Origin of the sequence: Roseateles sp. (genome assembly GCF_039595595.1) — a bacterium.
Classification (GTDB): Bacteria; Pseudomonadota; Gammaproteobacteria; order Burkholderiales; family Burkholderiaceae_C; genus Roseateles.
Genome location: NZ_JBCNLG010000004.1, coordinates 19,745 through 39,070, shown reverse-complemented (window position 1 = coordinate 39,070; position 19,326 = coordinate 19,745). Strand labels below are relative to the sequence as shown.

General features: G+C 63.7%; 22 protein-coding genes. 8 read left to right on the top strand and 14 right to left on the bottom strand.

Annotation, left to right across the window (positions count from 1 at the left end):
* Positions 1–44: 44 nt before the first annotated feature.
* Both ABDW61_RS07215 and ABDW61_RS07210 read left to right on the top strand, forming a co-directional pair.
* Positions 45–1,361, top strand: a complete 1,317-nt coding sequence (locus ABDW61_RS07215; protein ID WP_343637662.1) for an Nramp family divalent metal transporter — start codon at positions 45–47, stop codon at positions 1,359–1,361.
* A 206-nt stretch (positions 1,362–1,567) separates the two neighbouring features.
* On the top strand, positions 1,568–1,975 hold the full coding sequence (locus ABDW61_RS07210; RefSeq protein WP_343637660.1) for a hypothetical protein: 408 nt from the start codon (positions 1,568–1,570) through the stop codon (positions 1,973–1,975).
* Here ABDW61_RS07210 and ABDW61_RS07205 read toward each other — a convergent pair.
* Positions 1,962–2,543 (bottom strand): dihydrofolate reductase family protein, encoded by a 582-nt coding sequence (locus ABDW61_RS07205; protein ID WP_343637659.1) that lies wholly within the window; start codon positions 2,541–2,543, stop codon positions 1,962–1,964. The genes ABDW61_RS07210 and ABDW61_RS07205 overlap by 14 nt on opposite strands.
* A 362-nt stretch (positions 2,544–2,905) precedes the next feature.
* On the opposite strand from ABDW61_RS07205, the gene ABDW61_RS07200 reads away from it, so the two are divergent.
* Positions 2,906–3,178, top strand: coding sequence for a type II toxin-antitoxin system HicB family antitoxin (locus ABDW61_RS07200; protein WP_343637658.1), 273 nt, complete (start codon positions 2,906–2,908; stop codon positions 3,176–3,178).
* A gap of 4 nt (positions 3,179–3,182) precedes the next feature.
* The gene (locus tag ABDW61_RS07195) at positions 3,183–3,410 is read left to right on the top strand and encodes a type II toxin-antitoxin system HicA family toxin (protein WP_343637657.1); all 228 of its coding nucleotides are present in this window, start codon (positions 3,183–3,185) and stop codon (positions 3,408–3,410) included.
* Between the two features lie 58 nt (positions 3,411–3,468).
* Here the strand turns inward: ABDW61_RS07195 and ABDW61_RS07190 are convergent, their stop codons facing one another.
* The gene (locus ABDW61_RS07190; RefSeq protein ID WP_343637655.1) at positions 3,469–4,092 is read right to left on the bottom strand and encodes a TetR/AcrR family transcriptional regulator; all 624 of its coding nucleotides are present in this window, start codon (positions 4,090–4,092) and stop codon (positions 3,469–3,471) included.
* Positions 4,093–4,229: 137 nt separating this feature from the next.
* Between ABDW61_RS07190 and ABDW61_RS07185 the strand changes: the two genes are divergently transcribed.
* From ABDW61_RS07185 to adeC, 3 genes are read left to right on the top strand one after another with little or no spacing between them, the layout of a single operon-like run.
* Positions 4,230–5,426 carry an efflux RND transporter periplasmic adaptor subunit gene (locus ABDW61_RS07185; protein WP_343637653.1) on the top strand — a complete coding sequence of 399 codons (1,197 nt, stop codon included), beginning with the start codon at positions 4,230–4,232 and terminating at the stop codon, positions 5,424–5,426.
* A gap of 20 nt (positions 5,427–5,446) precedes the next feature.
* A complete protein-coding gene (locus ABDW61_RS07180) occupies positions 5,447–8,659 on the top strand; it encodes an efflux RND transporter permease subunit (protein ID WP_343637651.1) in 3,213 nt (1,070 codons plus the stop codon).
* Position 8,660: 1 nt separating this feature from the next.
* The gene (gene adeC / locus ABDW61_RS07175; RefSeq protein ID WP_343637649.1) at positions 8,661–10,127 is read left to right on the top strand and encodes an AdeC/AdeK/OprM family multidrug efflux complex outer membrane factor; all 1,467 of its coding nucleotides are present in this window, start codon (positions 8,661–8,663) and stop codon (positions 10,125–10,127) included.
* 78 nt (positions 10,128–10,205) lie between these two features.
* Here adeC and ABDW61_RS07170 read toward each other — a convergent pair whose 3' ends face one another.
* Complete coding sequence (locus tag ABDW61_RS07170) at positions 10,206–10,883, bottom strand: glutathione S-transferase (RefSeq protein WP_343637647.1); 678 nt, start codon at positions 10,881–10,883, stop codon at positions 10,206–10,208.
* Positions 10,884–10,943: 60 nt separating this feature from the next.
* On the opposite strand from ABDW61_RS07170, the gene ABDW61_RS07165 reads away from it, so the two are divergent.
* Complete coding sequence (locus tag ABDW61_RS07165) at positions 10,944–11,318, top strand: antibiotic biosynthesis monooxygenase (RefSeq protein WP_343637645.1); 375 nt, start codon at positions 10,944–10,946, stop codon at positions 11,316–11,318.
* 26 nt (positions 11,319–11,344) lie between these two features.
* On the opposite strand, the gene ABDW61_RS07160 is transcribed toward ABDW61_RS07165, so the two are convergent.
* From ABDW61_RS07160 to ABDW61_RS07110, 11 genes are all read right to left on the bottom strand, one after another.
* Entirely contained in the window at positions 11,345–11,863 is a 519-nt protein-coding gene (locus tag ABDW61_RS07160) for a hypothetical protein (RefSeq protein WP_343637644.1), read from the bottom strand.
* Between the two features lie 76 nt (positions 11,864–11,939).
* The gene (locus ABDW61_RS07155) at positions 11,940–12,407 is read right to left on the bottom strand and encodes a hypothetical protein (protein WP_343637642.1); all 468 of its coding nucleotides are present in this window, start codon (positions 12,405–12,407) and stop codon (positions 11,940–11,942) included.
* A 97-nt stretch (positions 12,408–12,504) separates the two neighbouring features.
* On the bottom strand, positions 12,505–13,080 hold the full coding sequence (locus tag ABDW61_RS07150; RefSeq protein WP_343637640.1) for a hypothetical protein: 576 nt from the start codon (positions 13,078–13,080) through the stop codon (positions 12,505–12,507).
* A gap of 166 nt (positions 13,081–13,246) precedes the next feature.
* Positions 13,247–13,723 (bottom strand): hypothetical protein, encoded by a 477-nt coding sequence (locus ABDW61_RS07145; protein ID WP_343637638.1) that lies wholly within the window; start codon positions 13,721–13,723, stop codon positions 13,247–13,249.
* Between the two features lie 7 nt (positions 13,724–13,730).
* Positions 13,731–13,994: a hypothetical protein gene (locus tag ABDW61_RS07140; RefSeq protein ID WP_343637636.1), complete on the bottom strand. Its 264-nt coding sequence runs from the start codon at positions 13,992–13,994 to the stop codon at positions 13,731–13,733.
* Between the two features lie 32 nt (positions 13,995–14,026).
* Complete coding sequence (locus ABDW61_RS07135; RefSeq protein ID WP_343637634.1) at positions 14,027–15,349, bottom strand: DUF6882 domain-containing protein; 1,323 nt, start codon at positions 15,347–15,349, stop codon at positions 14,027–14,029.
* 63 nt (positions 15,350–15,412) lie between these two features.
* Entirely contained in the window at positions 15,413–16,249 is an 837-nt protein-coding gene (locus tag ABDW61_RS07130) for a hypothetical protein (RefSeq protein ID WP_343637632.1), read from the bottom strand.
* Positions 16,250–16,579: 330 nt separating this feature from the next.
* Positions 16,580–16,978 carry a hypothetical protein gene (locus ABDW61_RS07125; protein ID WP_343637630.1) on the bottom strand — a complete coding sequence of 133 codons (399 nt, stop codon included), beginning with the start codon at positions 16,976–16,978 and terminating at the stop codon, positions 16,580–16,582.
* 53 nt (positions 16,979–17,031) lie between these two features.
* Positions 17,032–17,361, bottom strand: a complete 330-nt coding sequence (locus tag ABDW61_RS07120) for a hypothetical protein (protein WP_343637628.1) — start codon at positions 17,359–17,361, stop codon at positions 17,032–17,034.
* Between the two features lie 43 nt (positions 17,362–17,404).
* A complete protein-coding gene (locus tag ABDW61_RS07115) occupies positions 17,405–18,259 on the bottom strand; it encodes a hypothetical protein (protein WP_343637626.1) in 855 nt (284 codons plus the stop codon).
* A gap of 167 nt (positions 18,260–18,426) precedes the next feature.
* On the bottom strand, positions 18,427–19,236 hold the full coding sequence (locus ABDW61_RS07110) for a hypothetical protein (RefSeq protein WP_343637624.1): 810 nt from the start codon (positions 19,234–19,236) through the stop codon (positions 18,427–18,429).
* Positions 19,237–19,326: the final 90 nt, after the last annotated feature.

Genomic DNA, 19,326 nt, shown 5'->3' with positions numbered 1-19,326 from the left:
CGCGGCGCCGGAACCCGCGTTCATCCGGCCCGAGAATGCGCCCCATGCTCGGCCTGCCCACCACCGCCACCGCCCCGTTCTGTCCGTCGGAAGTCCACGGTTCCATCGCGCTCCAGCAAGGGGCGCCGTTGTGGAAGCGGTTGTTGCGCGTCGCGGGGCCGGGGCTGCTGGTGTCGGTGGGCTACATGGATCCCGGCAACTGGGCGACGGACATCGAGGCCGGCTCGCGCTTCGGGCACGCGCTGCTGTGGGTGGTGCTGGCGTCGAGCCTGGCGGCGATGCTGCTGCAGACCTTGTCGCTGCGGCTGGGGCTGGTGACGGGGCTGGACCTGGCGCAGGCCTGCCGCGAGCGCTACCGCCCGGCGGTGCGGCTGCCGCTGTGGGTGATGGCGGAGCTGGCGATCGTCGCCTGCGACGTGGCGGAGGTGCTGGGCACGGCGCTGGCGCTGCATCTGCTGTTCGGGATGTCGCTGCTGGCGGGCGTGGGCATCGCGGCGCTGGACACGGTGATCGTGCTCGGACTGAAGGGGCGGGGCTTCCGGCAGGTGGAGGCGATCATCCTCGGCCTGGTGATGACGATCGGCGTCTGCTACGCGGTGCAGCTGGTGCTGGTGGGGCCGGACTGGGCGGCGGTGGCGCGGGGCTTCATTCCCAATGGCGCCGCGGTGCACGACTCGAAGGCGCTGCTGCTGGCCATCGGCATCCTGGGCGCGACGGTGATGCCGCACAACCTCTATCTGCACTCGTCGATCGTGCAGACGCGGCGCGTGGCGGACACGGCGGCGGCGAAGCGCGATGCGATCCGGCTCTCGACGATCGACACGCTGGTGTCGCTGACGCTGGCGCTGATGGTGAACGCGGCGATCCTGATCCTGGCGGCGACGGCCTTTCATGCGAATGGACATCGCGACGTGACGGAGATCCAGGACGCGTATCACCTGCTGGATCCGCTGGTGGGGAGCTCGATCGCGTCGGTGCTGTTCGGCGTGGCGCTGCTGGCGGCGGGACAGAGTTCGACGTTCACGGGCACGATCGCGGGCCAGGTGCTGATGGAGGGCTTCCTGCGGCTGAAGATCCCGTGCTGGCAGCGGCGGCTGGCGACGCGCTTCCTGGCGCTGGTGCCGGCCTTCATCGGGCTGCTGTGGCTGGGCGAGGCGGCGGTGGGCCGGCTGCTGGTGGCGAGCCAGGTCGTGCTGAGCCTGCAGCTGCCGTTTGCGATGTGGCCGCTGATCCGGCTGACGGGCGACCGGGCGGTGATGGGCGGGTTCGCCAACGGGCCCGTGGTGCGGGCGCTGAGCTGGCTGCTCTTCGCGCTGGTGACCGGGGCGAATGCGGCGCTGTTGTGGTCGCTGGTGAATTGAAGGCGCGCAGGGCCCGTCCGTCGACGAAGTGCTGGAACGCCTCAGCGAGGTGGTTCAGCTGCTCGTTGAGGAAGGCGAGCTGGATGTGCTGAATTTCGCGCCAGGCGGCACGTCGACGCCATACTGAGTCGCCGCTGCCGCTCCAATCCGAAGGTTGCCAAGCGATTCCCGCTGGCGCCTCCTCTTCCCACTTCGAGATCGATCTCATGCTGAAGACATCCGCCCTCTGCGCTGCCGCGCTCGCTTTCGTTTCCGTGTGCTCGCATGCGCAATCGGCGCCCAAGCCGCAGTGCCAGAGCTCGACGATCGAGAACTCGAAGGTCGAGATGTGCATGTATCCCGGCGCGAGCTTCCAGCACGACACCTACGTGCTGCGGGTGGACCGCATGACGATCTTCGCGCTCGTCGATGACTTCGCCGATCAGGTCGAACTGACGCACACCGTGCCGGAAGGTCCGGCGCTGGAACTGCCGCTGTCGCGCGGCGAGAAGGTCGTGAAGCTGGTGGGCGGCTGCGTGCCCGAGAGCAAGGACGGCGCGGAGGTCGCGCGCGTCTGCAATTTCCGCTGGGGCCGCCACGAAGTGGTGAAGAACGTCCGCTTCACGTTCGACTGATCGCCACGCGATACATCCCCACCACCACCCCGCTCGGCGTGGTGGTCGAGCTGACGAGCTCGAAGGTGTTCGGCATGGCGCGCTCCGGGAAGCAGCGCTTGCCCTGACCGAGCAGCAACGGGTAGACCGCGAGCATCACCTCGTCCACGAGGCCGTGCTCGAACAGCGTGGACGCCAGCATCGCGCTGCCGCAGACGATCAGGTCGGGCCCGTCGCTGGCTTTGAGGCGGCGGATGCCCGCCAACACGTCGGGCCCCAGATCCCCGACCGGCCCCCACTCGAGGCCCTCACGCCGATGGGTCGCGACGTACTTGGTCGCGGCGTTCAGGCCTGACGCGAACGGGCCGGCCTTCATCGCGGGCCAGTAGCCGGACCACAGGTCGTAGGTGCGGCGGCCCAGCAGCAGGTCGTAGCCGCTGCCGTAGGCCGCGGCGACGGCGGCGGCGCCTTCCGGCGTGCGGTAGGGCGCGGTCCAGTCGCCGTGCGCGTAGGCGCTGTCGACGCCGGGGCCGCCGGGTTCAACGAAGCCGTCCAGCGAGATGTGTTCGGCGATCCTGATCTTCCTCATGAGAGCCTCCGCGAGGTTGAAGTCCTGGACCGGGGCGCGATCGCCTCGGCCTTCATCCCTACGACGTGCGGCGGCGCTGATTCTCGACAGCGCGGTCTCTCGTTCCCTGCGCGGCCTCGCGCGGCCCGGCCGCGCAGGCCCGGGTCGCGTGGTTCTTGGCGAAGCCGCGGTAGCAGAACCGGACGTGGCCAAAAGGCAAAACGCTGCGGACTGTCCGATCAACACATCACTGTTCGTCGATCGTTGGCGTCGGTTTGACCGCTTCGTGGTTCGTCAGATCCGCCGATGAGTTCCCTTCCCCAAAAGCGGAAGAGCTTTCCTAGACTGCCAGGTCTCCCCCGTTCAGCAGTCAGGAGCGCTCCATGCTTCGCATTCCGACCTTGCATCCGCATCGCGCGCGCCTCGTGCGCGGCGCTATGCTGCCGCGCATGATCTTCAATGCTCTGATCGAGCGCGACCCAGGCAGTGATGTGCTGGTGGGCAGCGTGCCTGAAGTTCGCAGCGCCTATACGCAAGGCGCCTCCGTTGAGGAGGTGCTGGAGCGCCTGACGGAGGTGCTGCAACTGCTCGCGGAAGAGGGCATGGTGAACATCGACGGCGGCATCGCGTTCAATACGACGCTGCGGATGGAATGAGCACATGGGCGCCGGCCTGCCGGTGCTCAGCGCCAGGGAAGTTGAGCGGATCCTGCTTGGGCTGGGATTCACGCAGCGCGCCGGCAAGGGAGCACATCGCTTCTACCGTCATGCCGATGGCAGGACAACGATCGTGCCCTTTCATGCGGGCAGCGACATCCGGCCCAGTTTGCTGCGCAAGATCTGCGCGGACGTTCGAGTGCCCGTTGACGAGTTCGTGGTGGCGCGCTGAGCGATAGACCGGGGCCGGGGTCCAACACGGCCGCGGCGAAGAACGTCCGCTTTGTCCCCTACCCGCCCTTGCGCGGCTCGGCCGCGTAGGCCCGCAGGAAGGCCTGCACCGCGCGCTCGGCGGAGCGCGTGATCTGCGTGCGGGTCACCGGCGGCAGATCGCGATGGAACCACCGGTGCTGGTGCTCCGAGCTCACCAGCGCGCCGAAGTGCTGCGTCAGCACCCACGGATCCTCACGGCGCAACTCGCCGTGCTCGATCGCCTGCTTGAACACCTCCATCAGCACCGACATGCCGCGCTCCGGACCCGCCTCGTGGAACCGCTCTCCAATGTCCGAGTGCCCCGCCGCGCCCAGCACCATGCGGTGCGCCGCGATCGCCTCCTCGCTCGTCAGAAAACCCACCAGCTTCTGCGCGAAACGCGTCAGCACCGGCTCCAGCGTGCCGCCGCGGTACTCCGCGATCTCGGTCAGCGCGGACGCCATGTGCCGCTCGCCCACCGCCTCCGTGACCGCCAGGAACAGCTCCTCCTTCGACGGGAAATAGCCGTAGATCGTCGACTTCGAGCCGCCGATGCGCTTGACGATCTCCGCCATCGACGCCCGCTCGTAGCCGAACTCCAGGAACACCTGCGAGGCCACCTCCAGGATCGCGTCCCGCCGCGCCTCCGTGCGCACTTTCACGACAACTCCTTAACCGTACCAATCGGTCCATTTTTTCTTGACACCCGTGAATTGTCAAACCAATAATCCGCCCGCAAATACCGAACCGTTCGGTACGCTTTCAAAAGACCCGCCCCTGCTCGACCTGGAGTTCCGCCATGAGCATCCGCCCTGATCCCTTCCTGCCGACGGCGCTGCTGGCCAGCGCCGCGGCGCTGACCCTCACCGCCTGCGGCGAGCCCCCTCACCCGCCCAGCATGGGCGCCGGCGGTCCGCCGCAAGTGAGCGTCGTCACGGTGGCGGCGCAGCGTCTGGCCTTGACGACCGAGCTGCCGGGCCGCGTGACCGCGGCGCTGGTGGCCGAGGTGCGGCCGCAGGTGGGCGGCCTGGTGCAGGAGCGCCGCTTCAAGGAAGGCAGCGACGTCAAGGCCGGCGAGCTGCTGTACCAGATCGATCCGGCGACCTACCGCGCCAGCGTCGACAACGCGCAGGCGAGCCTGGCCAAGGCGGAGGCCACGCTGGTCTCGGCCCGGCTCAAGGCGGGCCGCTACCAGGAGCTCTCGGCCATCAAGGCGGTGAGCCAGCAGGACGCCGACGACGCCGCCGCCAGCCTGCTGCAGGCCCAGGCCGATGTCAGCGCCGCGCGCGCCGCGCTGCAGACGCAGCGCATCAACCTGGCCTACACCCGCATCACCGCGCCGATCAGCGGCCGCATCGGCCGCTCGTCGGTGACGCCGGGCGCGCTGGTCACCGCCAGCCAGGCCAGCGCGATGGCCACGGTGCAGCAGCTCGATCCGATCTATGTCGACGTCACGCAGTCGGCGGGCGCGCTGCTGGCGCTCAAGCGCTCGCTGGAGAACGGCCGGCTCAAGAGCGGCACCGCCAACGTGCGTCTGGTGCTGGAGGACGGCAGCGTCTATCCGCAGACCGGCCGGCTGCAGTTCTCCGAGGTGTCGGTGGACCAGAACACCAGCGCGGTGACGCTGCGCGCGGAGTTCCCCAACCCGCGCGGCGACCTGCTGCCCGGCATGTACGCCAAGGCGGTGATCGAGGAAGGCGTGCTCGAGCAGGCCGTGCTGGTGCCGCAGCCGGCCGTCTCGCGCGACAGCACCGGCAAGCCGGTGGCCTTCGTCGTCGATGGCGACGGCAAGCTGGCCCAGCGCGCGCTGACCACGGACCGGGCCATCGGCGACCAGTGGCTGGTGGGCAGCGGGCTGAAGGCCGGCGACCGCGTGGTCGTCGAAGGCCAGCAGAAGGCGCGGCCGGGGCAGCCGGTCCAGGTCGTGCAGGCCCAGGCGCCGACCGCGGCCGCGGTGAAGACCGCCGCGGCCAGCGCCGCCGGCGGCGCGCACTGAGCATCGGACGGAGACCCCTCATGGCTCGCTTTTTCATCGACCGTCCGATCTTTGCCTGGGTCCTGGCCATCATCACGATGCTGGCCGGCATCGTCGCGGTGCTGACCCTGCCGATCGCGCAGCACCCCACCATCGCCCCGCCCGCCATCGCCATCACGGCGAACTATCCCGGCGCCTCCTCCAAGACCCTGGAGGACACCGTCACGCAGGTCATCGAGCAGAAGATGAAGGGGCTGGACCGGCTCTCCTACATCGCCTCGACCAGCGAATCGACCGGCAGCGTGACCATCACGCTGACCTTCGAGACCGGCACCGATCCGGACACCGCGCAGGTGCAGGTGCAGAACAAGCTGTCGCTGGCCACGCCGCTGCTGCCGCAGGAGGTGCAGCAGCAAGGCGTGCAGGTCGCCAAGTCCGCCGCCAACTATCTGAACGTGCTGGCCTTCATTTCGGAGGATGGCAAGCTCAGCGGCTCGGACCTGTCGGACTACGTCGCGGCCAACGTGCAGGACCCGATCAGCCGGGTCGATGGCGTGGGCGACACGCTGCTGTTCGGCTCGCAGTACGCGATGCGCCTCTGGCTGGATCCGGCCAAGCTCAACAGCTTCAAGCTGACGCCGCTGGACGTGAAGGCCGCGGTGCAGGCGCAGAACGCGCAGGTCTCGGCGGGTCAGCTCGGCGGCCTGCCGGCGGTGCCGGGTCAGCAGCTCAACGCGACCATCACCGCGCAGACGCGGCTGAAGACGGCCGAGGAGTTCGAGGCCATCCTGCTGCGCACGCAGGCCGACGGCTCGGCCGTGCGGCTGCGCGACGTGGCGCGGGTGGAGCTGGGCAGCGAGGGCTACACCAGCGTCGCGCGCTTCAACGGCAAGCCGGCGGCGGGCCTGGCGATCAAGCTGGCCACGGGCGCCAACGCGCTGGCGACGGTCAAGGGCATCGACGCGAAGCTGGAGGAGCTGAGCCGGTTCTTCCCGCCCGGGGTGAAGGTCATCAAGCCCTATGACACGACGCCCTTCGTGCGCATCTCCATCGAGGAGGTCATCAAGACCCTGGTCGAGGCCGTGGTGCTGGTGTTCCTGGTGATGTACCTGTTCCTGCAGAACTTCCGCGCCACGCTGATCCCGACGATCGCGGTGCCGGTGGTGCTGATGGGGACCTTCGGGGTGCTGGCGGCGTTCGGCTACTCGCTCAACACGCTGACGATGCTGGCGATGGTGCTGGCGATCGGGCTGCTGGTGGACGACGCGATCGTGGTCGTCGAGAACGTCGAGCGGGTGATGAGCGAGGAAGGCCTGTCGCCGCTGGAGGCCACGCGCAAGTCCATGGGCCAGATCACCGGCGCGCTGGTGGGCGTGGCGCTGGTGCTGGCGGCGGTGTTCGTGCCGATGGCCTTCTTCGGCGGCTCGACGGGGGTGATCTACCGGCAGTTCACGGTGACGATCGTCTCGGCGATGACGCTGTCGGTGCTGGTGGCGATGATCCTGACGCCGGCGCTGTGCGCGACGCTGCTCAAGCCGGTGGCCAAGGGCCATGCGCTGGCCACGACCGGCTTCTTCGGCGCGTTCAACCGCGCCTTCGACCGCGGCAACCGCCGCTACCAGGGCGTGGTGCGGCACATGCTGGGCCGCGGCTGGCGCTACATGGCCGGCTACGCGGTGCTGGTGGCGGTGGTGGCGCTGGTGTTCAGCAAGATCCCGGCGGGCTTCCTGCCGGAGGAGGACCAGGGCACGCTGTTCACGCTGGTGCAGCTGCCGCCGGGAGCCACGCAGGCGCGCACGCTGGAGGTGCTGGAGCAGGTGGACCACCACTTCCTGGTCGAGCAGAAGGACGCGGTGGACTCGATCTTCTCTGTGGCGGGCTTCAGCTTCGCCGGCAGCGGCCAGAACGCGGGCTTCGCCTTCGTCAAGCTCAAGCCCTGGGGGGACCGGGTCCGGCCGGAGCTCAAGGCCGCGGCGGTGGCCAACCGCGCGATGGCAGTGCTGTCGACGATCCGCAATGCCAGCGTCTTCGCGATCGTGCCGCCGGCGGTGTCCGAGCTGGGCAATGCCAGCGGTTTCGACCTGATGCTGCAGGACCGGGCCAACCTGGGCCATGCGGCGCTGATGCAGGCGCGCAACCAGCTGCTGGGCGCGCTGATGAAGGAGCCGGGCCTGGTGGCGGTGCGGCCCAACGGCATGGAGGACGCGCCGGAGTTCCGGCTCGACATCGACGAGCACAAGGTCGGCGCGCTGGGGCTGACGATGAGCGACGTCAACACGACCTTCTCGACGGCCTGGGGCAGCAACTACGTCAATGACTTCATCGACCGGGGCCGGGTGAAGAAGGTGTTCCTGCAGGCGGATGCGCCGTTCCGGATGCTGCCGGGGGACATCGACCACTGGTTCGTGCGCAATGCCGCCGGGACGATGGTGCCGTTCAGCGCGTTCGCGACGGCGGGCTGGACCTCGGGCTCGCCGCGGCTGGAGCGCTACAACGGCGTGCCCTCGGTGGAGATCCTGGGCATGGCGCTGCCCGGCGCGATGTCCAGCGGCCAGGCGCTGGACCTGGTCGAGCGTCACGCGGCCGCGCTGCCCGCGGGCATCGGCTACGAGTGGACGGGGGTCTCGCGGCAGGAGCGCGAGGCCGGCGGCCAGGCGGGCCTGCTGTACGCGGTGTCCATCCTGGTGGTGTTCCTGTGCCTGGCGGCCTTGTACGAGAGCTGGTCGATCCCGTTCTCGGTCATCCTGGTGGTGCCGCTGGGCGTGCTGGGCACGCTGCTCGGGGCGGTGCTGACGTGGAAGATGAACGACGTCTACTTCCAGGTGGGCCTGCTGACCACGGTGGGGCTGGCGTCGAAGAACGCGATCCTGATCGTCGAGTTCGCGAAGGAGCTGCATGCCAAGGGCATGTCGACGCTGGACGCGGCGATCGCCGCGGCGCGGCTGCGCTTGCGGCCGATCCTGATGACCTCGCTGGCCTTCATCCTGGGCGTGCTGCCGCTGATGGTCAGCAAGGGCGCGGGCGCGGGCGCGCAGAACGCGCTGGGCACGGCCGTCGTGGGCGGCATGGTGTCCGGCACGGTGCTGGCGATCTTCTTCGTGCCGCTCTTCTACGTCGTGGTGCAGGGACTGTTCGGGCGCGCGAAGGCGCCGGCGGTCACGCCTGGCGAAGGCGGCACCAGCACCAGCACCAGCACCGGCACCGGCAACGGCACCGACACCCCCACCACTCCCCTGCTGAACGAGGGTCACTGACATGTCCCGGCTGAATTCCCTGATCCCGAAGCGCGCGCTGGCGGTCTTTCCGGCGTTCCCGGCGCTGCTGGCGCTGAGTGCCGCGCTGCTGCTCGGCGGCTGCGTCAACCTGGCGCCCGGCTACGAGCGCCCCGCCGCGCCGGTGCCCGGGCGCTATCCCGAGCCCCTCGCGAAGGGCGCCGAGGACACGTCCGCGGAGGGCGCGGCGGCGAGCGACGTCGGCTGGCGGAGCTTCTTCGCCGATGCGCGGCTGCGCGGCCTGATCGAGCTGGCGCTCGACCACAACCGCGATCTGCGGGTAGCGGTGCTCAACATCACGCAGGCCCGCGCGCAGTACCGCATCCAGGACGCGGCCACGCTGCCCACGCTGAGCGCCGCGGGCAGCAGCACGGCCACGCGCACGCCGGCCGGTCTGTCCGGCACCGGCGAGGCGGTGACCAGTCATCAGTACAGCGCGACGCTGGGCGTCAGCGCGTACGAGCTGGACCTGTTCGGCCGGGTGCGCAACCTGAGCGCGCAGGCGCTGGAGCAGTACCTGTCGACCGAGGAGGCGCGGCGCAGCACGCAGATCTCGCTGGTGGCCGAGGTGGCGACGGCCTACCTCACGTGGGCGGCGGATCTGGAGCGGCTCGCGCTGGCGCGGGAGACGCTGCGCAGCCAGTCCGACACCTACGCGCTGACGAAGCGCCGGTTCGATCTGGGCAGCGCGTCGGCGCTGACGCTGCGGCAGGTGCAGACCAGCGTGGACAGCGCGCGCGTGGACGTGGCGCGCTACACCGGTCAGGTCGCGCAGGACCGCAACGCGCTGGTGCTGCTGCTGGGCGCGCCGGTGCCGGAGGAGCTGGCGCCGCGGGCGCTGGGGGACTCGCTCAATGCCTTGCCGGAGTTGCCGGCGGGGCTGCCCTCGGCGCTGATGCTGCGGCGGCCGGACCTGCTGCAGTCGGAGCATCAGCTCAAGGCGGCGACGGCCAACATCGGCGCGGCGCGGGCGGCCTTCTATCCGCGCATCAGCCTGACGGCGTCGGCGGGCAGCGGCAGTGGGGAGTTGTCGGGCCTGTTCAAGGGCGGGTCGGGGAGCTGGACCTTCCTGCCGCAGATCAGCCTGCCGATCTTCGACGGCGGTGCCAACCGGGCCGGTCTGGACAACGCGGTGGCGGGGCGCGACATCGCGCTGGCGCAGTACGAGAAGGCGATCCAGTCCGCGTTCCGGGAGGTGGCGGATGCGCTGGCGCAGCGCGAGGCGCTGAGCGGCCAGCTGGAGGCGCAGCAGTCGCTGGTGGAGGCCAGCGGAGAGGCGCTGCGGCTGTCGGATGCGCGTTTCGCGCGCGGGGTGGACAGCTACCTGGACGTGCTGGATGCGCAGCGCACCTGGTACGGCGCGCAGCAGACGCTGATCGGGACGCGGCTGTCGCGGCTGACGAACGGCGTCACGCTGTACAAGGCGCTGGGCGGCGGCTGGAACGGGTGATGCGCGAGGCGGCGCCGCCCTGCATGCAGCGCCGCCATGCACGCCGCCAATGGCGCGATGAGCGCCTGAGGAGCCGGCTCAGTCAGCGCTGGCCAGCGCGTAGGGGCCGCCGCGTTCGAGCGCGCGGTGGTAGGCGGGACGGGCGTGGATGCGCTTGAGGAAGTCGGTGATGCGGGGCTGGCGGGCGACGGCGCCGGCGCGCTGGACGGCGGCCTCGAGGGGGAAGCTCATCTGGACGTCGGCGGCGGAGAACTCCTGACCGGCGAACCACGGGCTCTTGGCGAGTTCGGCCTCGAGGTAGTTCATGTGGTTGTCGATCTGCGGCTGGACGAAGCTGGCCTTGGCCTTGGCGGCGAGCCCCTTGGCGATGGGCCGGGCGAAGAACGGCATCGGGGCGCGCTCGAGGCGGTCGAAGACCAGCTTGAGCAGCAGGGGCGGCATCGCGGAGCCCTCGGCGTAATGCATCCAGTAGCGGTAGCGCAGCGCGTCGGGGGTGCCGTCGGCGGGTTTGAAGCGGCCGTGGCCGTGGCGGTCGACGAGGTATTCGAGGATGGCGCCGGATTCGGCGATCACGAAGCCGTCGTCGCTGATGACCGGGGACTTGCCGAGCGGGTGCACGGCGCGCAACTCGGGCGGGGCCAGCATGGTCTTGGGGTCGCGCTGGTAATGCTTGATCTCGTAGGGGAGCCCGAGCTCCTCAAGCAGCCACAGGACCCGCTGCGAGCGGGAGTTGTTGAGGTGGTGGACGGTGAGCATCGGCGGAGTCTATGCGGGGTGAGAGATGGCACCGGGGCGGCGGGTGATGAGAATGACCGCATGAATACCCCTACCCGCCCCTTCGAGCCGCCGTATTACGCGGTGATCTTCTGCAGCCAGCGCACCGAGGCCACGCCCGGCGATGGATATGGAGAGATGGCCGAGCGGATGGTGGCGCTGGCGGCGGCGCAGCCGGGGTATCTGGGGGTGGAGAGCGCGAGAGGCGCGGATGGGTTGGGGATCACGGTGTCGTATTGGCGGAGCTTGGAAGACATCCGCGCATGGCGCGCCGTCAGCGAGCATCAGGCCGCGCGCGATCAGGGCAGGCGGGATTGGTATCGACATTACGAGCTGCGCATCGCGAAGGTGGAGCGGCATTACTCGTGGGATGAGGCCGATGGGACGGGGGATCCGGTGCCTGTTGGGGAGCGATGAGGCGGAAGAATCCCCGATGAAATCACCTACTCCGAAGCATTTTTGACGGCCGCACCGCGCTCATCATCAGAAGCGTCGAAAGCGACGTCCCCAAGCCTGACACCCGCCGCTTCGAAACGTCGAATCATTTCGCTCAGGAACGCCCGGCACCGGGTTTCCCTCTCGTCTTCGTTCAATCCGGCCAACTCAAGATGGAGGTTGGCGAGGAGATCCCTCCCCGCCTTTGAGAGCGCGATTTGAGGACCGCCCCAAGCGGCACGTCCCGCGAGTAGATCGTCGAACTCGAAGGGATTGAACTTCATCAGTTCTTGCGCGTAATCAAGAGGCCCATTGAAGCCAAGATCGCCGCCACCGAAGAGAACCCCTTCAGGCAGGAGTTCCAGCGTGCCAGAGACCAGTCCCGCGTAAATGAAGCCGACCGCCACACGGCGGATTTCGTCGTTTCCAAGCGAGGTCCCCGTTACCAGAGCGCTGGGAGTCACCGAATCGCAGATCAGGCAGTCCACGAGCCAGTGCTCCAGCCAGTCCATTATTTCCTGCTTCATCTTCTTCTCATTTGATACAGGCGTGGGCAGTCGCGATCTACTGACCGAACCTTGTGGCGATAGACGCGGGTGCTGCTTAACCCGCGGTACTAGACCCAGGTTGCCAGCCGCATTCATTGAGCTTCTCGCGGTAGAGCGCGTCTCCGTCGAACACCTGCGACGGCGATAGTCGGCCCACCGCATCCAGATATTGATCCGGGGGACGATATCCGTGCACCTGAATGAAGTGGACGATCTGGACCGGGGATGCGAACACGCGATGCCCGTCAGGAATCCATAGCTCGGCTTCTCTCAGCGCCCTTCCGCCGAAGTGCTCGACCAAGGGACCACATACCGGGCAAATCGGGTTGCCTCTCGCCGGCTCAACGATACACCCCGGCAAGAAGAGGCCAAATGCCAAGGATCGCAATTTCTCCAGCAGACCGTCAGGAACATCACCCTGTTCGTACGCTCCAAAATCGATCCAGCCAATATTGAATACGTCCTTGAAGAAATACGGCGCCACCATATGACGATAAGGACTCATGTCTGAAAAGATTTCCATTGCGGCTCACCGATTGGAGAAGGAGATCACCCGGGAAATTCAGGCGGCAATGAGAAGCTCGATTCAATATTCTTCAGCGTCGGCACCGACCTTCAGCCTAGCTGACGAGAATCCGCTGAGCCCAAAAAGCGTAAGCGTCGAGCAGCCCGTTCCGCGACTCGCTTCCGTCCATTACACCAAAAGCAAATGACGTTGCGACTCGAACGGGATTAATGACACGCCGGACGGCTCCCCCGATCACGGGCTGCCCATAGTCGGCCATGCTCTTGCCTTTGAGGAAATGGACCCAAGCGGCGCCTGGATTTCTCCGCACCATCACCTCACCGTAGTACATCCCGGCAGCGACGATTATTTCTCGCGAGGCATCCGTGAAATCCCACAGCGGCGGCTGCGCGTTACACAGCTCCGGCGGAATCGGCGCCTTCCCGGCGTTTCCCGAAACGTCCTCGCCTTCCAATGAGCATTGAAGCCAATCGGCAAGTCGAAGTAAGGAGTTCTCATGAAAGTTCGCCTCCCAGTCTGAGAAGCCGGGGGTGCGCCAGATCTTTGCGAAGAGTTCATCCAAGCTATATGGCAGAGCCGCCATGAACCCTTCGTAAAACTCTCGCAGCCCCTCCTTGTCAACCTCAAAGAATACAGCGGAGTGGGCATAGTAGTTCGGTGTGAACTTCATGCTGCGTTCCAGAGTCACCCAAAAACGTTGTTGTGATCGTACATGAGGGTCTCACGTTCATCCGAGTTCCAGATATGGCCATCCGATCTATCCACCATGATCCGGCCGCCGACCAAATCGCCCGCCGGATCGATGACGGAGCGAGGAGCTCACGACGATCAATCGCTCAGCCGAAGGATTTCGGCCAATCCGCATAGCGGGGGCTCCCCCATTTTTCAGGAAAATCCGGAAAACTCTCGAAGCCCTCATCTACTCGCCTGACGTATTCGGACAACATCGCCGGAACGTAGACCTCGCCGAATATAAACCTCCATGCGAGCTTCTGAAATACCGCAAGATCAGAACGGTATTCTTCCATGTCGCCACTCGCCTTCCAGCGATCCTCTATGCCCGGAAGCCAGTACCCGGAGAATGCCACGTTCTGGCTAATGCAAACGCGGCAAGCCTCCATTCTCAACGCTCGACCCGTATCACTCCAATCGGCGACTTGAGGCAGAAGCCAATTCTCAATCGCGCGCTGTGCCTGCCGCGCGTCATTTAAATCGAGTGAGAAGAGCTGGTCGTAATACTGGTAATGTTCGGCCACATCCTGATGAAATGGCCACATGATCAGTGCCGCATGTTCTAACGATACTTCCTTCATTTATCACCTAGATCACGAGGACGACTTCTGTTGAGTCGCCCAATTCGCGCTGGAGGCGTGTGCGCAATCGCTCGCCCTCGTCACGAAAATGGACCTCTTCCTGCTCTGACAGAAAGCAGGATTCCCGCGGATTGTCCCTGTTCAGGGTTGCGTCATATTTGCTCGCCCACGCCATCAAATCGTCGGCGAGCGGTGCGGAAATGCCGATGGCGTGCGGATCGATGTTCACTCCGGAGCTATCCCAGAGTGGATAGCAGTCATAGTCGGTCATCAATTTAAGCCTCATGGCGCCGCCATCTGCATTCAACCAAAGTCGGCCATGCCGCTGTAGATCAAGTAGACATCCGTCCCGTTGGAACTGGCGCGATACCCGCCATCCGCTCCCGACTTGCTCGCCGCAAAACCTAACCATGCCCATAGTCTTGACTCATCCACCCGCACCTTGCGCTGGGTCAAGTCCAACTCTCCATGGGCCAGTCCCCACTCGCGCATCTCGGCTGCCGACCTTCGCAGGGCCTCTGGGACGGACGGGTGGTCCCAAGCCCAAAGAAACGAGCCGTCTTCCTTGTTGAAAGTCCCAAGTACTTGAACTTGGCCCGCGAGTCTTCGACCATCAGAAAAGGATAGGCTGAAACGTCCCGCACGCAGGTCGAGATCCCAGTTCGACTCGCTCCCAAGACCCCAGGACTTGCCATCTTCTGCGGTTCTTTGCTGAAGCCAAGATAGACCCTGCCGCTCCCATTCGCGCAAGTGAATGGTCGTCTGCTCCGATCGCGGATTCGTCTCTTCCCATGCCAGCAACGGATCTTCTTCTTCGATGTACCAAGCCGGCACCTCATATCCGTGCGTGACCGAGAACCTTCCGTCTTGTGTTACGGCAACCTGCATTGACCAAAGGCGGCTGCCAGTCTCGCGGAGTAGATGGTCGCGGACCTGCACAAAGCACCGTTGCAGTTCCAGTAGTTGCCGAACGTTCAGATCCATGTCCAAGCTACTGCCCGCGGCGTCCCGAGCGGCCAGCTGAAAGCCACCTGCCGATTCCCCACCGATTTCCGCTGCCACGGACGCCTCGGCGAATCCGACGGGGGCGTTTCGAAAGATGATTGAGCTGGCGGCTTCGTAGAGTTCGTCCAACTTACTGGCTACGTCAGGTGACGGCTCTTGTTGTAGGCGAGACAAACCATCGACCTCATGGGCCGGGACACCCGGCGGATTCTTCGCCTCGGTCGCGTGCTCTTGAATCTGCTCCGGCGTCGTCAAGGGATGAGATGACGACGCTTCGCGAGGCTCCTCGGACTGGTCATACCATGACGGCCGTTCATAACCAAACCTGGCCGACATTCTCCCGTCCCTCTGCAAGTCAAAGCCGACCGACCAGATTCTGGTGCCTGCATTCTCCAAAAGCGCATCGCGAATCTTCAAGAATGCGTCATCGACTGCAGCAATGGCATGAGATGTCGGCTTCAGCCACTTTTTCTCTCCCGCCAACGTCGTACACGAAAGCTCCATGCCGCCGCATCGCGTACCAAGCACCGGTGCGGAAACAGAAGCGGTCGTCCAATCTTCGCCTGCCAAACCGACAAGTGCCTGGGCGACCTGTTTATATAACGGTTCGAGGTCCTTCATCTGTACTCCAGAACACACTGGAACTCAACGCACCGGCCAAAATATTTCATTGATTTCAAATGATCACGGCCCATGCCCAATAACTGCAAAGACCTCAGTCCAAACGATGGGTTGCCCCCTCGAGGTAACGCGCTGATGAATCAGACCGATCTGTGTTCTAAAGAAGCAAGTGCCGCCGATCGTTTCACCGCGAATAAGGGCATTCGCCCCTGGAGGACTAATATTTTCAAGATAGTCTTGAAACTTTCGCCAAGCGGGAGAGCTCAGTTCCGGCGATTGATTCCCTCGGCAACTTTCAAGCAGTTCCTTGATCACCTGATACTGGTGCGGGACGGCTTCGAACTTCCTCTTCACAGCTATTAGATTTTGCGCTAGCTGCCAGTCCCCAGAGATCATCAGAAGTCGAACCGCGTACATGAACTGGCTCTGCACCAGCTTATCCGCCCAATCTCTCCCCTTCTCCAGCAACGCCGACCTTGCGATTTGGTCCGCAGCCTCACGAAGCGCATCTTGCTCGATCTCTGCGCCGCTCTTCATTGCCTTCGCTAGCGCGCTGATCGCCATCACTCGTCCGCGATTTCCAGGAAAGGAAGGGGGGTTCTTCCACCCCTTACTTCGGTTCTCAGCCCCGATCTCAAAGCGGGGATCTGCTATTGCTCGATCGGCAGTTGACATTGCCCATTCCAGAAACCTTCCGCAAAGCGGATGGCCATAGTCTCCGAGAGCAATATAGGTGGCATCCTCCATCAACATTTCGCAAGGACCTTCAGGAGAGGCCAAACGCTCCCATAAAGGAAACGGGCCATCCCTCTCGTTGATCACGGCGGAAGCGGTCAGGCCATCGTCTCGCCGAAGGTTCTCCATCACCGGATGGGACCATACATTATCTTTTGCCAGCATCAATTCCTCCCACCCCTTCCGAGGAAAGTCGAAACTCGATTAGCTTTCGGTCCCAGTTGATCCGCCAGCCCGTTATTGACGCGACTCGCAGCTTTCGGCGCCACGCTCGGCGAAGCATGATTTTCGGCTCACCGAGCTTGAGACGTTAAATTGCTTATATCGGGAAAGGCCACTGCTTCGAGCCATTTGGCCCATAAAGCCGCCATCAATGAAACCATATAGCCGATCGCGTCAAGGCTAATGACCGCATCATGGTCACCCAAGCCGTGTTGAGTCTGCGACTCCTTCTGGGAACGGAACGTCGTTCTTCAAGTTCTGTTTAAAGAAGCATTAGATCTTCAGGTCCAAATCAACTGAGACCCAGTTCGAGGCAGGTCCAGAGCGAAGAAATTTCAACCATTCCACCAGAGCGGTCTTGAGGGCGGTAGTGGCGACGTATTCGAAGCACTGCTCATCGTACAACGAATAGATGCGAGTATTCTCGCCAAATATTTCAGCGCCCCATGACTCCCTGTTCCAGTCGATCTTCCCCAGTTTTTCGCTTGATTGAAAGGCATCGATCTGAGCAATTCCCTCCTGAAGCCAAACGAGGGACGCGCGCTCGTCGAGACCGCCATCGTCCATCAGTAAGCACGCGAGAGGCGATATGTCATTCACGGCGAGCCCCTCGACATTACAGTTCGCCTGCTGCCCCGCAGCTCCCGGCATCCAACTGAATCCCAGTTTCATGACTCACCTTAATGGACTGAGCGGCCCGGCCCCTGATTCTTGGTTCTGCTAGGCTAACTCTCGGCACCATACGCGAACTTCGTTTTTGCCCTGCCGTCAGCCCCCACCCGCAGCACAAAAGATTTCCAGTCACCGCCCGTGTGGCCCTTCATCAAAGAATGAAGTTCCCGAACATGATGAATCATGCGATTGCGCGGATCCCGGAGAAAGGCGCTCATCGACTCTCCATTTCGCACGAACGAAAACTCAGTATCAATCGACCAAGAGCCCTCGGGATTCAAATAGCGAAACACGCACGCCATCTCTTCGTAATCGCCATTTGCGCTGTGATGCATGACCTCAACCAAATCATTGAGAAGTTCAGTTTGTCTCTCAATACTCATTTTGGTGCCTCGTTTCAGAATTGATCAGGCGCCTCTTGCATCTTCACGCCGAAATGGCATAGAAGACGTCTTCCCACCTTCCGGCGATCGTTTCCCCCAGTACGTATCTCTGCCGGATCAATGCCAAATCGAGCCTAAGCTGCATGACATCTTGGCCAAGGTGCTTATCCGAGTCATCGAAGGACGGAACGGTCCGAAAATCGGGGTCGCGTATAACGTCAAACCGTTCCTCAAAGGTCGATCGCTCCTCCGCAGACGCTGTATGGAGTTGAGGGTCCTCAGGAATCAAGTCGAGGACGTTCTGCAGCCACCGACGATGCTCGTCCACATACTTGAAGCTTCGGCGAACCGTGAGCATCGCTCGCGCTGCATCCGCCTGCCCTGCAATCATCAAAAACTGAACGGCTCTCAAATAGCCGCCTTGAACAATGTGGGTGTTCCACGCTTGGCCCCTGGCATTCAGCGCGCTTGTCTCAAGTTCCTTTGCAGCTTGGATCAATTGGGTTGCCATAGGTTCGGAGTTCCGCTTCATCGCCTTTACCAGCGCAAAGATCCCAAGAATCACGCCGTGATTTCCGGGATAGCTCCCCGAGTTCTTCCAGCCCTTCCTGGAATTATCTGCTTCGATGTCAAAGCGTGGATCCGTTAATGCCAGCTCTGCGGCCTGTTCCGCCCACGAGAGAAACAGTTCCTTATAGGGGTGAGACCAAGCACCGATCGCAACCTCAATAAAGAGCTCGAAATTGCTGGATACGGCAAGCTCCGGCATTGCCAACAGGTGCCAATCAATGAAGCGTCCGCCCTTTGCTTCCGCGGACGCGACAACCCCGGGAAAGCCATTGGCTTTCTGAAGCTCCTTGGAAACACGATCGGCCCAGATTTCTCGATAGCTCTTCATCCTTGCTCTTTCTTGGTAGGCTGCTGAAGCACCGGTTCTAGGACGCGGCGCCAAGAATGTTGACCTCATAGAACAGCCTACACGCGATTTGTTTGTGCTTGCGAAGGGATGCGGCACCCCCGCATGGACCACTTTCGAAGCGTCCGGCGATGCGTTTCGGCAGCCTGTTAGGGGGATTCACAAATCGCCTTGAACACGTCATTCCAGTTGGGAAACGGTAAGACGTTTGCAAGAATCCTATGACGGATGAGCGAAAGCTCCAGCCGATAACAGTTTGCTGGCCAAGCAGAATGAGCATTGAGCAACTCCTTCCCGGCAGGGCTTCGCACCGTTTGGAAGTAGCTTTCGAATGCGCGTACAGCATCTGGCACAACCTTTCCGCCCTCATTCTCCGCCGAATATGCCATTGCGATAGCCTGAAGGATTTCGAACTGCTGGTTGAAAATATCGAATTTCCTATTTACGCTCAGCATGCGGCCTGCAGCCCCCCAGTCGCCCGCAATCATTGAGAGCCTTACCGCGTACAGATAACGACCCTGCACTATTCGATCGCTCCAGCTCTTCCCCTTGGTAAGGAGTGCGGACTGCTCGATTTCATGCGAGCTCTTCTTTAGCGCATCAAGGTCGACCGGTGCATCCTGAAAGAGGCTCATAGAGAGCGCATGGACTGCTCGGACCTCGCCCATATTTCCAGGAAAATCGGGATGATTCATCCAGCCCTTGGAAGAGTTCTCGGAAGCAATGGCAAAGCGCTTGTCTTCCAGTGCTCGTTGCGCCGTAGCCATCGCCCATTCCAAATATTGACGAGAAACTGGGTGATTCCGGTCTAGGAGGGCAACGTAGACCGCGCTTCCGAAATACCTTTGGCAAGGTCCTTCGGGAAATGACAGACGCTCCCAGTTCGCGAACGGTCCGCCATTTTTTTCAGTGACTGAGATGGCTGCTGGGATGCCGTCCCCTCTAGACAGATCGGCCATCACCTGATCCGCCCAGTTATTTACGTAACTCGCGTCCGGCGACCCCTGAGGCTTATGGAACATGTGGACTGGCTAAGTACGGGACAGGGC